10 protein-coding genes are annotated in these 13,149 nt (G+C 61.0%); 8 read left to right on the top strand and 2 right to left on the bottom strand.

The window, feature by feature from the left end; translation table 11 throughout:
• The first annotated feature begins 61 nt into the window (after positions 1-61).
• From betA to JQ845_RS18790, 8 genes are all read left to right on the top strand, one after another.
• Positions 62-1,765: a choline dehydrogenase gene (betA, locus tag JQ845_RS18755; protein WP_203009346.1), complete on the top strand. Its 1,704-nt coding sequence runs from the start codon at positions 62-64 to the stop codon at positions 1,763-1,765.
• A 237-nt stretch (positions 1,766-2,002) separates the two neighbouring features.
• Positions 2,003-3,445, top strand: a complete 1,443-nt coding sequence (locus tag JQ845_RS18760; RefSeq protein ID WP_203009347.1) for a TldD/PmbA family protein — start codon at positions 2,003-2,005, stop codon at positions 3,443-3,445.
• The gene (locus JQ845_RS18765) at positions 3,445-4,782 is read left to right on the top strand and encodes a TldD/PmbA family protein (RefSeq protein WP_010656691.1); all 1,338 of its coding nucleotides are present in this window, start codon (positions 3,445-3,447) and stop codon (positions 4,780-4,782) included. Before JQ845_RS18760 ends, JQ845_RS18765 begins: the two co-directional genes overlap by 1 nt.
• 141 nt (positions 4,783-4,923) lie before the next feature.
• Positions 4,924-6,354, top strand: a complete 1,431-nt coding sequence (gene mdtD, locus JQ845_RS18770) for a multidrug transporter subunit MdtD (protein ID WP_004419591.1) — start codon at positions 4,924-4,926, stop codon at positions 6,352-6,354.
• Between the two features lie 191 nt (positions 6,355-6,545).
• Positions 6,546-7,883 (top strand): ATP-dependent RNA helicase DbpA, encoded by a 1,338-nt coding sequence (gene dbpA, locus JQ845_RS18775; protein ID WP_232286864.1) that lies wholly within the window; start codon positions 6,546-6,548, stop codon positions 7,881-7,883.
• A 131-nt stretch (positions 7,884-8,014) separates the two neighbouring features.
• Positions 8,015-9,193, top strand: a complete 1,179-nt coding sequence (locus tag JQ845_RS18780) for a BaiN/RdsA family NAD(P)/FAD-dependent oxidoreductase (protein ID WP_010656692.1) — start codon at positions 8,015-8,017, stop codon at positions 9,191-9,193.
• A 145-nt stretch (positions 9,194-9,338) separates the two neighbouring features.
• The gene (gene yccS / locus JQ845_RS18785) at positions 9,339-11,513 is read left to right on the top strand and encodes a YccS family putative transporter (protein WP_004419597.1); all 2,175 of its coding nucleotides are present in this window, start codon (positions 9,339-9,341) and stop codon (positions 11,511-11,513) included.
• A gap of 65 nt (positions 11,514-11,578) precedes the next feature.
• Complete coding sequence (locus JQ845_RS18790; protein WP_004419598.1) at positions 11,579-12,046, top strand: GNAT family N-acetyltransferase; 468 nt, start codon at positions 11,579-11,581, stop codon at positions 12,044-12,046.
• Here JQ845_RS18790 and JQ845_RS18795 read toward each other — a convergent pair.
• Both JQ845_RS18795 and JQ845_RS18800 read right to left on the bottom strand, forming a co-directional pair.
• Positions 12,037-12,333 carry a winged helix-turn-helix domain-containing protein gene (locus JQ845_RS18795; RefSeq protein WP_004419599.1) on the bottom strand — a complete coding sequence of 99 codons (297 nt, stop codon included), beginning with the start codon at positions 12,331-12,333 and terminating at the stop codon, positions 12,037-12,039. The two genes, JQ845_RS18790 and JQ845_RS18795, sit on opposite strands and share 10 nt — an antisense overlap.
• A 55-nt stretch (positions 12,334-12,388) precedes the next feature.
• Entirely contained in the window at positions 12,389-12,889 is a 501-nt protein-coding gene (locus JQ845_RS18800; protein ID WP_004419601.1) for a M48 family metallopeptidase, read from the bottom strand.
• Positions 12,890-13,149 lie beyond the last annotated feature (260 nt).

A 13,149-nucleotide genomic window follows, 5' to 3' on the forward strand; every position in this document is an offset into this window, starting at 1 on the left:
GCCGGCGATGGGGGGCGAAGCGCTCGCCATGACCCGACCAACTTCAAAGAGGGTGCATTTTATGTCCCAAGAATTCGATTACATCATCATTGGTGCCGGCTCTGCCGGTAACACCCTGGCGACCCGTCTGACTGAAGACGAAGGCGTCACCGTGCTGCTGCTCGAAGCAGGCGGCCCGGACTACCGTTTAGATTTCCGGACCCAGATGCCCGCGGCTCTGGCGTTTCCGCTGCAAGGCCGTCGCTACAACTGGGCCTTTGAAACCGATCCGGAACCCCACATGGACAACCGCCGCATGGAATGTGGCCGTGGCAAAGGTCTGGGCGGTTCTTCCCTGATCAACGGCATGTGCTACATCCGTGGCAACGCGATGGACTACGACGGCTGGGCAAAACTGCCAGGCCTCGAAGACTGGGATTACCTGAACTGCCTGCCGTACTTCCGTAAAGCGGAAACCCGCGACATCGGCCCCAACGATTACCACGGCGGTGATGGCCCGGTCAGCGTGACTACGCCAAAAGCGGGGAACAACGTGTTGTTCCACGCCATGGTTGAAGCCGGCGTACAGGCAGGCTACCCGCGTACCGAGGACCTGAACGGCTACCAGCAGGAAGGTTTCGGCCCGATGGACCGTACCGTCACGCCAAACGGTCGTCGTGCCAGTACCGCTCGCGGTTACCTGGACACCGCCAAGCAGCGTTCGACCCTGACCATCGTCACCCACGCCCTGACCGACAAGATCGAGTTTGAAGGCAAGCGTGCGGTTGGCGTTTCCTACATGGTCGGCGACAGCGACACCCGCATTCTGGCCAAGGCCCGTAAAGAAGTGCTGCTGTGCAGCGGCGCGATCGGTTCGCCAACCGTGCTGCAACGCTCCGGCGTCGGCCCGGCCGAACTGCTCAACAGCCTCGATATCCCGGTGGTTCACGACCTGCCGGGCGTCGGCCAGAACCTGCAGGACCACCTGGAGCTGTATCTGCAATACGCATGCACCCAGCCGGTTTCGCTGTACCCGTCATTGCTGTGGTACAACCAGCCGGCCATCGGTGCCGAGTGGTTGTTCCTGGGCAAAGGCATCGGCGCCAGCAACCAGTTCGAAGCAGGCGGTTTTATCCGTACCCGCGAAGAGTTCGAATGGCCGAACATCCAGTACCACTTCCTGCCGGTTGCGATTAACTACAACGGCAGCAACGGTGTGAAAGAGCACGGTTTCCAGGCACACATGGGCTCCATGCGTTCGCCGAGCCGGGGCCGGATCAACGTCAAGTCCAAGGACCCGCGCGAGTACCCGAGCATCCTGTTCAACTACATGGCGGCCGAGCAGGACTGGCAGGAATTCCGTGACGGCATCCGCCTGACCCGGGAAATCATGCAGCAACCGGCTCTGGACGCGTACCGTGGCCGTGAAATCAGCCCGGGTATCGACAAGCAGACTGACGAAGAGCTGGACACCTTTATCCGTGAACACGCGGAAACGGCGTTCCACCCTTCCTGCTCGTGCAAGATGGGTACCGACGAAATGGCCGTAGTGGACGGCGAAGGCCGGGTGCATGGCATGCAGGGTCTGCGGGTAGTCGATGCGTCGATCATGCCGCTGATCACCACCGGTAACCTCAACGCACCAACGATCATGATCGCCGAGAAAATCGCCGACAAGATCCGTGGTCGTGCGCCACTGCCGCGCAGCACAGCCAGCTACTACGTTGCAGGCGATGCACCGGTACGCGGCAAGCCGCTGCGTGATGTGAGCCGTACCGCGCAGTAACCGCGATTGCGATTGAGCCCGTTCCTGCTGCTGTGGGAGCGGGCTTGCCTGCTATAGCATCACCTCGATTTGCCTGAAGTACCGGGTCGTGCGCATCACGGGCAAGCCCGCTCCCGCAACCGCTGCAGTTTCATCCCTCCCCGCTTGTCCCGGCCTCAACGCAGGCCTACTCTAGTGCCTCGCTTCAGTTCCCAAACCCAAGCTTCGATACACTTTCCGATGTTCGGAGGTCTGTGCATGTTCGATTTCTACCCTCAGCTCAAGCAGCGCTTTGCCGCGTTGCGCACCCGGGCCGAGTTCTTTTCGTTGCGTTATGTGCGCGAGTCCGGGCAACACCTGTCGGTACGCAAGAACGTTGCAGAACCTCCTGCCTTCAGTCACGACCAGGGCGCGATGCTGACCGTGCGGGTCAAGGGCGTTGAAGCCTATGCCGCCACCAACGACCTGTCACAGGCCGGTTTGCAGGCCGCCCTGGATCGTGCCGAGGCCCAGGCCCGCCTGATCACGCCCCACGCGTTGCTCGACCTGACCCTGGAACCGGTATCCCGGGAACGCGCCGACTATTACTCGCCCGATCTGGACCAGACATTCCCGTCCCTCAGCGAGTGCTTTGAGCTGCTGGGCGCCGAGTCGGCAGCCGTGCCCAAAGACCCGCGACTGGTGAGCTGGGACGTGTCCCTGGGACTCAACCACGTCGAGCAGATTTATCTCAACAGCGCCGGCGCCGAGTTGCGCCGGGCCCAGCGCTTTGTGTTTCCGGGCATGAGCGTCACCGCCTATGACGGCAATGACAGCCAGACCCGCAGCCTGGGCCGGGAAAACTTTGGCCAGCAAGGCGGCGTGGATGTGATTGGCCGCTGCGGCTTGATCGGCGCCGCGCCCCAGGTCGCCGAGCAAGCCCTGCAGTTGCTGCTTGCGCCCAACACGCCCCAGGGCCAGCGCGACCTGCTGTTGCTGCCCGACCAGATGATTCTGCAGATTCACGAGTCCATCGGCCACCCGCTGGAGCTTGACCGCATTCTGGGCGACGAGCGCAATTACGCGGGCACCAGCTTCGTCAAGGCCGGTGACTTCGGCAACCTGCAATACGGCTCCAGGCTGCTCAACGTGACCTTCGACCCGACCATTGCCGAGCAGTTGGCCAGCTACAGCTTTGACGACGACGGTACCCCGGCGCACAAGGAGTTCCTGATCCGTGAAGGTTTGCTGCTGCGGCCTTTGGGCGGAGCGCTGTCGCAATTTCGCGCAGGTCTCGACGGCGTAGCCAACAGCCGCGCCTGCAGCTGGAATCGTCCACCGATAGACCGTATGGCCAACCTCAATATCGAACCCGGCGACCAGTCGATGGCGCAACTGATTGGCAATATCGAAAACGGAATCCTGATGGCCACCAACCGCTCATGGTCGATTGACGATGCGCGCAACAAATTCCAGTTCGGCTGCGAATGGGGCCAGTTGATCGAAAACGGTGAACTCAAGGGCGTGGTCAAGAACCCCAACTACCGCGGTATCTCCGAGCAGTTCTGGCGCAACCTGAGCGCCGTGGGCGACGCCAGCACGTTCAAGGTGCTGGGTACCCCCAACTGCGGCAAAGGCGAACCCAATCAGGTGATCCGGGTGGGCCATGCATCCCCGGCCTGCGTGTTCAGTAATATCGACGTGTTTGGAGGCGATGCCTGATGAGTACCCCAATGAGTCAGGCCGGGCAGTTCAAGGCACTGGTGCAGTGGCTGCGCGATGCGCTGCGCAGTCCCGAGCAATTCACCCTGGACTACAACGCCGAAGCCTCGGAATTTATTCGTTTCAACAAGGGCAAGGTACGCCAGGCGGGGCTGGTGCAGCAGGCGAGCCTGAGCCTGAAGCTGATCGACAACGGGCGTCACGCTGACGTCAGCATCACCCTCGCCGGTGAACTGGCGGTCGATCAGCAGCGCTTGTCCGAAGCACTGCAACAATTGCGCGACACCCTGCCCCTGCTACCGGTTGATCCCTGGCTGCTGCTCAACCCCGAGCCGTGGCAAAGCCACAATGTGCAGGATCAGCCGTTGCCGGACACCGCCCGGGTGCTGGAGGAAATCCGCCGCGCCGCCGAGGGCATCGATTTGGTGGGCTTTTATGCCAGCGGCCCGATCAGCTATGGCTACGCCAGCTCCGAAGGCGCACTGGGCTGGCATCAGGCCAACAGTTTCAATTTTGACTGGAGCCTGTTCCACAGCAACGGCCAGGCAGTCAAAGCCAGCTACGCCGGGGCCGACTGGGACAGCGAGGGCTTTGCCCGGCGCATGCAATCGGCCCGCGAACAGCTGGCCTATCTGGATCGTCCGTTGCATGCCCTGGCACCCGGCGAATACCGTGCTTATCTGGCTCCGGCGGCACTGGAAGAAGTGATGAGCATGTTGAGCTGGGGTGGGTTTTCGGCCCAGGCCCTGGCCAGCAAGTACAGCCCGCTGCAAAAACTCTACGCCGGCGATGCGCAACTGAGCCCGCTGGTGTCGCTGGACGAACAGGTCAGCCAGTCCCTGAGCCCGGCGTTTTCCGCTGAGGGTTATCCGCGCCAGGACCTGTCGCTGGTCAGGCACGGCAAGGCCAACCAGCAACTGGTGGGCTCGCGCAGTGCTGCCGAGTACGGCCTCGAGGTCAACGGCGCGCCCTGGGGTGAAGGGCCCAGCGCACTGGCGATGGCAGCGGGCAGCCTGGAACAGGCCGATATCCTCAAGCAGTTGGGTACCGGGCTATACATCAGCAACCTGTGGTACCTGAACTACTCCGACCAGTCGGCGGCACGCCTGACCGGCATGACGCGCTTCGCCACGTTCTGGGTGGAAAACGGCGAAATCAAGGCACCGGTCAACACCATGCGCTTTGATGACAGCGTCTATAGTCTGCTGGGTTCACAACTTGAAGCACTGACCGTGGAGCGCGAGCTGCTGTTGTCGGCCAGCACCTATGACCAGCGCCAGACCGCGTCAAACCTGTTGCCGGGGGCACTGGTAAAAAAACTGACATTGACGCTTTAACCCCCCTGCCCACTGTGGGAACCGGCTTGCCGGCGATTGGTGCAACCGGGCTTTCCTGACCATCGCCGGCAAGCCGGCTCCCACAGAGTGGGGCCAACCGGCCCCGCAGCGGGTTCTCGACTGTTCATAAAAAGAGGTCCTATGCCCGTACGTCCGGTTCTAAGTCCTGAAGTCCTTCGCTGGTTGCCCTGGGTAGTGGCCATCGCGTTTTTCATGCAGTCGCTCGACGGCACCATCCTCAATACCGCACTGCCCGACATGGCCAGCGACCTGAAAGAAAACCCGCTGCGCATGCAAGGCGTGATCGTCGCCTACATGCTTACCGTTGCACTGCTGATCCCGGCATCAGGCTGGATCGCCGACCGCTTCGGCACCAAAAAGATCTTCTTCAGCGCCATCCTCCTGTTCAGTTTCGGTTCGTTGCTGTGCGCGCTGTCCGGCACGCTCAACGAGCTGATCGGCGCACGTATCGTACAGGGCCTGGGCGGTGCCTTGATGCTGCCCATCGGGCGACTGGTGGTGCTCAAGGCTTATCCGCGTTCGGAGCTGGTGCGGATCATGGGCTTTATCACCATCCCCGGTTTGCTCGGCCCCCTGATCGGGCCGACCATGGGCGGCTGGATGGTGCAGTACCTGAGCTGGCACTGGATTTTCCTGATCAACCTGCCCGTCGGAATGCTCGGCTGCTGGGCGGTCTGGCACTTCATCCCGGACCTGCGCGGCAGCGAGCGTACGCGCTTCGATACCCTGGGCTTTGTGCTGTTTGGTGCCGCGATGGTGTTTATCACCATTGCCATGGAAGGCCTGGGCGAATTGCACATGCCGCACCTGCGGGTGATGTTGCTGCTATTCGCGGGGCTGGCGTGCCTGGCGGCCTATTGGCTGCGGGCAGGCAATATCAGCAACCCGCTGTTCTCGCCGGTGCTGTTTAAAACCAGGACCTTTGCCGTGGGTATATTGGGCAACCTGTTTGCCCGGCTCGGCAGCGGCGCCTTGCCGTTTCTGGTGCCGCTGCTGCTGCAGGTCGCCCTGGGCTATTCGCCGTCCCAGGCCGGGATGAGCATGCTGCCACTGGCGGCCGCCGCAATGCTGGCCAAGTGGGTGGCCCGGCCGCTGATCGAGCGCGTGGGCTATCGCACCGTGCTCACGACCAATACCTTTGCCCTGGGCCTGATGCTGGCCAGCATGGGCCTGGTCACCGAGCACACGCCGTACCCGCTGCTGCTGGGGATGCTGGCCGTTCTGGGCGCGATCAACTCGCTGCAATTCACGGCCATGAACACTGTCACCCTGATCGACCTCGACGACGCCAGCGCCAGCAGCGGCAACAGTTTGCTGTCGGTGGTCGCGCAGCTGTCCTTGAGCCTGGGTGTGGCGTGCGCCGGGGCCCTGCTCGGCGGTTTTACCGGCGATGGCGGCGATGAGGGCGTGGATACGGTACTTGGAGCATTCCAGCTGACCTTCCTGACAGTGGGCATCATGGCAATGCTGGCGGCCGCGATCTTCCTGCAGCTGTCACCCAAGGACGGGCGCAAGCCCAAGGCCAACTCGGAGCACGACCTGGAGCATTAAGAACGCAACACCTGTAGGAGCGAGCTTTTAACAGCTCGCTCCTACAGAGTTGTCAGGGTTCAGATGACAACTCGTCCAGAATGTTCAGGCTAAGGGCATAGGGCTGTTACACTGCGCGACATTTTGTTTTGCAGGCCAGTCTCGTGACCACCATTGCCACCGCTTTTAACTCTCTGCCTCTGTCCGCCGCCATGCTGGCTAACCTCGACTCCCTCGGTTATGCCCAGATGACGCCGATCCAGGCGCAGAGCTTGCCGGTGATCCTCAAAGGCATGGACCTGATCGCCCAGGCGAAGACCGGCAGCGGCAAAACTGCCGCCTTCGGCATCGGCCTGCTGAACCCGATCAACCCGCGTTTCTTCGGTTGCCAGGCCCTTGTGATCTGCCCAACCCGCGAACTCGCTGACCAGGTTGCCAAAGAGATCCGCCGTCTGGCTCGCGCCGAAGACAACATCAAGGTGCTGACCCTGTGTGGCGGCGTGTCCTTCGGCCCGCAGATCGGTTCGCTGGAGCACGGCGCGCACATCATCGTCGGCACCCCGGGGCGCATCCAGCAGCACTTGCGCAAAGGCTCGCTGAAACTCGACGGCCTCAACACTCTGGTACTCGACGAAGCTGACCGCATGCTCGACATGGGCTTCTACGATGCCATCGAAGACATCATCCGCCAGACTCCGGAACGCCGTCAGACCCTGTTGTTCTCGGCCACCTACCCGGTCGGTATCAAGCAACTGTCGTCCAAGTTCATGCGCAACCCGCAGCAGGTAAAAGCTGAGGCCTTGCACACTGACAGCCAGATCGAGCAACGTTTCTACGAAATCTCGCCTGAAGAACGCATGGACGCCGTGACCAAAGTGCTCGCGCATTTCCGTCCGCAATCGTGCGTGGCTTTCTGCTTCACCAAGCAGCAGGTTCAGGAAACCGTTGATCACCTGACCTCCAAGGGCATTTCCGCCGTCGGCCTGCACGGCGACCTGGAACAGCGCGACCGTGACCAGGTACTGGCGATGTTCGCCAACCGTTCGACTTCGGTACTGGTAGCCACAGACGTTGCCGCCCGTGGTCTGGACATCGATGCACTGGACATGGTGCTCAACGTCGAACTGGCCCGCGATTCGGAAATCCACATTCACCGTGTCGGCCGTACCGGCCGCGCTGGCGAAAAAGGGGTGGCGATCAGCCTGGTTGCTCCGTCCGAAGCGCACCGCGCCCAAGCCATCGAGCAACTGCAGAAAGCTCCGCTGAACTGGGAAACCCTGGACACCCTGAAATCCCAGGGCGGCGCGCCATTGCTGCCGGCCATGAGCACTCTGGTGATTGGTGCAGGCCGTAAAGACAAGGTTCGCCCGGGCGACATCCTTGGCGCCCTGACTGGCGACGCGGGCATCCCCGGCGCCCAGGTCGGCAAGATCGCGATCTTTGACTTCCAGGCCTACGTGGCCGTTGACCGCACTATTGCCAAGCAAGCGGCCCAGCGCCTGAGCGAAGGCAAAATCAAAGGCCGCGTACTGCGCGTCCGGGTTTTGTAAACCCAAACGACACACTCATTGTGGGAGCTGGCTTGCCGGCGATGTCAGCACCTCGGACCGGGTTGCCTGCATCGCTGGCAAGCCAGCTCCCACAGTGCTTTTAAACAGAGAATTTTTGTGAGGACACCGCTTTGCGCTCTACCGACGTTGTGATTATTGGCGCTGGCGCCGCAGGTTTGATGTGCGCGCTGAGCGCTGCCGGGCGTGGGCGCAAGGTGATGCTGATTGACCACGCCAACAAGGCGGGCAAGAAGATCCTGATGTCGGGCGGTGGCCGCTGCAACTTCACCAACATGTACACCGAACCGAACAATTTCCTGTCGCAGAACCCGCACTTCTGCAAGTCGGCGCTGGCGCGTTACACCCAATGGGATTTCATCGAACTGGTCAGCAAGCACGGCGTGCCCTACCACGAGAAGAAACTCGGCCAGCTGTTTTGCGATAACAAATCCAGCGACATCCTCGAAATGCTCCTGAGCGAGTGCCAACAGGCCGGCGTCAGCCTGCACCTGGACACCTCGGTGGAGCAGATCGAAAAAACCGAAACCGGCTACAGCCTCAACACCACCCTGGATCAGTTGAACTGTCAGTCGCTGGTGATCGCCACCGGCGGCCTGTCGATTCCGACCCTCGGCGCCACCGGTTTCGGCTATCAAGTGGCCAGGCAGTTTGGTCACACCTTGCTGCCGACCCGCGCAGGTCTGGTGCCCTTCACCATCACCGATCAGCTCAAAGAGATTTGCACCGAGCTCTCCGGGACCTCGGTGGACTGCCTGGTGAGCTGCAACGATCAGAGCTTCAGGGAAAATATCCTGTTCACCCACCGCGGTTTGAGCGGACCGGCGATCTTGCAGATTTCGTCGTTCTGGAACTCCGGCGATACGGTTGAAATCAACCTGCTGCCCGACCTCGACGCGCTGAGCTGGCTGCATACCCAGCAGGCCGAACGCCCGAACAGCGAACTGAAGACTCTGCTCGGTGAGATTTTCACCAAGAAGATGGCCAACTTGCTGGCCGAGCACTGGTTTGTGTCCAAGCCCATGAAGCAATACACCCCGGGCGAGCTGGCGGAAGTGGCTGACAGGCTGGCGTGCTGGAAAGTGGTACCGGCCGGCACCGAGGGCTATCGCACCGCGGAAGTGACACTGGGCGGGGTCGATACCCGTGAAGTGTCATCCAAGACCATGGAGTCGCTGAAGAGCCCCGGCTTGTACTTTGTCGGTGAAGTGCTGGATGTGAGCGGCCATCTGGGCGGTTTCAACTTCCAGTGGGCGTGGGCTTCGGGGTACGCCGCGGCGCAGTTCGTCTGACGTCGTCACCCTGTGGCCGCTGTCGAAGGCTGCGGCTACAGAGTCTGAGTCAAAAAATATTTTGTGTCCGATGTGAAGAGTGTCATTGCGCTGTCGTCTTATCTGGCTCAATTTAGCGAAATACGAGCCAGGCACCGCCACCTCCATGTCATCGACCTCCTTCAGTCAGTCCCTGCGCCGCTTGTGGGCACGGGACAAGTTCAGTTACAGCGTTCGCGTATTTATCGCCCTGACCGGCAGCATGGCTTTTTGCTGGTATCAAGACGAGATGTCACTGCTGATCCCGCTGTTCCTGGGGATTATCGCCAGCGCCCTGTCCGAGACCGATGACAGCTGGCAAGGCCGACTGAACGCGTTGCTGGTGACCCTGGTGTGTTTCAGTGCCTCGGCCTTCAGTGTCGAATTACTTTTCCCCTACCCCTGGTTGATGGTCTGCGCACTGGCGCTGGCCAGCTTCGGCCTGACCATGCTCGGGGCGCTGGGCGAGCGCTACGGGGCGATTGCCTCAGCCACGCTGATTCTGGCCGTGTACACCATGATCGGGGTCGATCAGCGCGGCGGGGAAGTGCTCAATTTCTGGCACGAGCCCTTGCTGCTGGTGGCGGGCGCGGCCTGGTACGGGCTGCTGTCGGTACTGTGGCAGGCCCTGTTTTCCCACCAGCCGGTGCAGCAAAGCCTGGCGCGGCTGTTCTGGGAGCTGGGCCTGTATCTGAAGATCAAGTCCTCGCTGTTCGAGCCCGTGCGCAAGCTGGATGTCGAGGCCGGCCGGCTGGAACTGGCACGCCAGAACGGCAAGGTGGTGGCCGCCCTGAACAGCGCCAAGGAAATCATTTTGCACCGGGTCGGCAACTCCAGGCCGGGGTCCAAGCTCAGCCGCTACCTCAAGTTGTACTTCCTCGCGCAGGACATCCACGAGCGCGCCAGCTCCTCCCATTACCCGTACAACGCACTGGCCGAGGCGTTCTTTCACAGCGATGTGATGTTCCGCTGCCAGCGTCTGTTGCGCCAGCAAGGCGTGGCCTGCCAGCGCTTGTCAGAGTCGATCAAGCTGCGCCAGCCATTCGTCTATGACGACAGCTTTGCCGAGGCCCTGGGCGATCTGCACGCCTCCCTGGAGCATCTGCGCATCCAGAGCAACCCGGCCTGGCGCGGGCTGTTGCGTTCACTGCGGGCGCTGGCCGCCAACCTCGGTACGCTGGACCGCCTGCTGAGCGATGCCAGCAACCCTGACAGCCTTGCCGATGCCACCGACAGCAGCCTGCTGGATCGTTCGCCGCGCAACCTCAAGGATGTGTGGTCGCGCTTGCGCCAGCACCTCACCCCCACTTCGCTGATTTTCCGCCACGCCCTGCGTCTGCCGTTGGCGTTGTCCATCGGCTTTGCGATGGTGCACTGGATTCACCCCAGCCAGGGTTACTGGATCATCCTCACCACGCTGTTCGTGTGCCAGCCGAGTTACGGCGCGACACGCCGCAAGTTCAGCCAGCGGATCATAGGTACGGCCATCGGCCTGGCCGTGGGCTGGGCGCTGTTCGACCTGTTCCCCAACCCGCTGGTGCAATCGATGTTCGCGGTGGTCGCCGGGGTGGTGTTCTTTATCAACCGCACTACCCGCTACACCTTGAGCACTGCCGCCATCACCCTGATGATTCTGTTTTGCTTCAATCAGGTGGGCGACGGTTACGGGCTGTTTCTGCCAAGACTGTTCGATACCCTGGTGGGCAGCGTGATTGCTGCCGCAGCGGTGTTCCTGTTCTTGCCTGACTGGCAGGGCCGACGCCTGAATCAGGTGCTGGCCAATACCTTGAGTTGCAACAGTCAGTACCTGCGGCAAATCATGCACCAGTACGCCCAGGGCAAAAGTGACGACCTGGCGTATCGTCTGGCGCGGCGCAACGCCCACAACGCCGATGCTGCCCTGTCGACCACACTGGCCAACATGCTGATGGAGCCGGGGCACTTCCGAAAGGATGCCGATATGGGCTTCCGCTTTTTGGTGCTTTCACACACCCTGCTCAGCTATTTGTCGGGCCTGGGCGCGCACCGCGACACCCGGTTGCCCAGCGACATTCGCGAGCACTTGATCGAAGGCGCGGGGCGCAGGATCGCTGACAGCATCGACCTGATCGCTCAAGGCCTGACCACCAAACAGGCCGTGGCGGTGCAGAGTGACGAAGAAGAAGCGCTGGCCAATGAGCTGGAACAGATGCCGGATGAGCTCGACGAAAGCCAGCGCCTGGTGCAAACCCAGCTGGCGCTGATTTGCCGTCAGCTGGGGCCATTGCGGACCCTGGCCGCGCATTTGATCAAAGCGCCTTAGCGCTTGGCGCCACCGGGCTTCGGGCCTACTATCCGCTGATCGTTTTCTAGCACAAGGACTGGACCGTGACCACTGACTGGCTCTGCAAACACCACACCGATCTGGGCAAGGAACAGCTCTACGCCATACTGGAGCTGCGTTCGGAGGTATTTGTCGTCGAGCAAAAATGCGCCTATCAGGACGTCGATGGACAAGACCTCAGTGGCGATACCCTGCACCTGATGGGCTGGCAGAACAACCAGCTGGTGGCATACGCCCGGCTGCTCGATCCTGATTCCCAGGGCGGGGATGTGGTCATTGGCCGGGTGATCATTGCCCCTGCGGGCCGCGGGCAAAAGCTGGGGCACGAGCTGCTGGCTCAAGCACTGGAAAATATCGATGACTACTGGCCCGGGCAACCCGTGTTCATGTCAGCCCAGGCTCATTTGCAGCCGTTCTACGAGCAACACGGGTTTAGCGCCGAGGGCGAAATCTATCTTGAAGATGACATCCCGCATATCGGCATGCGCCGTAATCAAACACCTCAGGGATAACCGAGTACCTGCTTGATCTGCGCCAGATGCTGGCCGATCCAGGCCTTGTCGACCGGGCCCCAGCTGTGAATCTGATAGCGGCCGGCATGATTGCGGGCACCATCCTGCTGCTCGAATTCGCAGACGATGTCCAGATCGGCCAGCGCGGCGATGGTGTCCTGGGCGGTACGGCGCGGCATACCGGTGACCTCGGTCAGGGCTGGAACACTGCTGGCGGTCTGGCTGTCGATCAACCAGGCCACATACAGGCGCCGGTAAAAGCTGCTTTTGGTTTTGCTGACTTCCATTCAGAACTCCTGATATCTGTACTTGGCGACTACTACTGCAGGCGCCTGCAGGTTGTCATCGACCAGCCTGCATGTCGCGCCACGTGAGATACACCCGCAGGTCAAATTCCAGCTGGTGGTAGCCCGGCTGCATGTATTCACACAGCTTGTAAAACGCCTTGTTGTGATCTGACTCCTTGAGGTGTGCCAGCTCATGGACCACGATCATTTTCAAAAACTCTGGCGCCGCCTCCTTGAACAACGAAGCTACGCGCAGCTCTTTCTTGGCCTTGAGCTTGCCGCCCTGCACCCGCGAAATGGTGGTGTGCAAACCCAGCGCACGGTGGGTCAGATCCAGCTTGTTATCAAACAGCACCTTGTCGAAGGACGGCGCATTGCGCAGGTGTTCCTGCTTCAGTTCCAGCGCATAGGCATACAAGGCCTTGTCGCTTTGCACCGCGTGACGTTGTGGATAACGCTCACTCAGGTAACTGCCCAGCTGATCGCGCTCAATCAGGTGACGCACCTGATCTTGCAAGGTCTGGGGATAAGCCTGGAGGTATTTGAGGACAGTCATGGGGCGCCAACGTACAACGTAAAGGTGCGCCAGTGTAGCGAATTCAGGATTAAGCAGTGCCATCACTTCAACTGGCCACCCGTCAGGCTTTATAAAGACTTCCCTTCCAGGTCCCGGTTTAGAGCCTGCACTGCGGTTTTATCGCTGTAAGTGGCCATTTTAAATGGCTAGTCATGATTGATTTGGCAACCTGGAACCTGAGCGTTCAGCAAACTGGATATTGACCACATCAAACTCTGACATCCGGGCCGCAAAGTCAG

Origin of the sequence: Pseudomonas paraversuta (assembly GCF_904063065.1) — a bacterium.
Lineage (GTDB): Bacteria > Pseudomonadota > Gammaproteobacteria > Pseudomonadales > Pseudomonadaceae > Aquipseudomonas > Aquipseudomonas paraversuta.

Coding starts and splice junctions, on each gene's coding strand:
- betA (WP_203009346.1), top strand. CDS start 62: ATGTCCCAAGAATTCGATTACATCATCATTGGTGCCGGCTCTGCCGGT.
- JQ845_RS18760 (WP_203009347.1), top strand. CDS start 2,003: ATGTTCGATTTCTACCCTCAGCTCAAGCAGCGCTTTGCCGCGTTGCGC.
- JQ845_RS18765 (WP_010656691.1), top strand. CDS start 3,445: ATGAGTACCCCAATGAGTCAGGCCGGGCAGTTCAAGGCACTGGTGCAG.
- mdtD (WP_004419591.1), top strand. CDS start 4,924: ATGCCCGTACGTCCGGTTCTAAGTCCTGAAGTCCTTCGCTGGTTGCCC.
- dbpA (WP_232286864.1), top strand. CDS start 6,546: ATGCTGGCTAACCTCGACTCCCTCGGTTATGCCCAGATGACGCCGATC.
- yccS (WP_004419597.1), top strand. CDS start 9,339: ATGTCATCGACCTCCTTCAGTCAGTCCCTGCGCCGCTTGTGGGCACGG.
- JQ845_RS18795 (WP_004419599.1), bottom strand. CDS start 12,333: ATGGAAGTCAGCAAAACCAAAAGCAGCTTTTACCGGCGCCTGTATGTG.
- JQ845_RS18800 (WP_004419601.1), bottom strand. CDS start 12,889: ATGACTGTCCTCAAATACCTCCAGGCTTATCCCCAGACCTTGCAAGAT.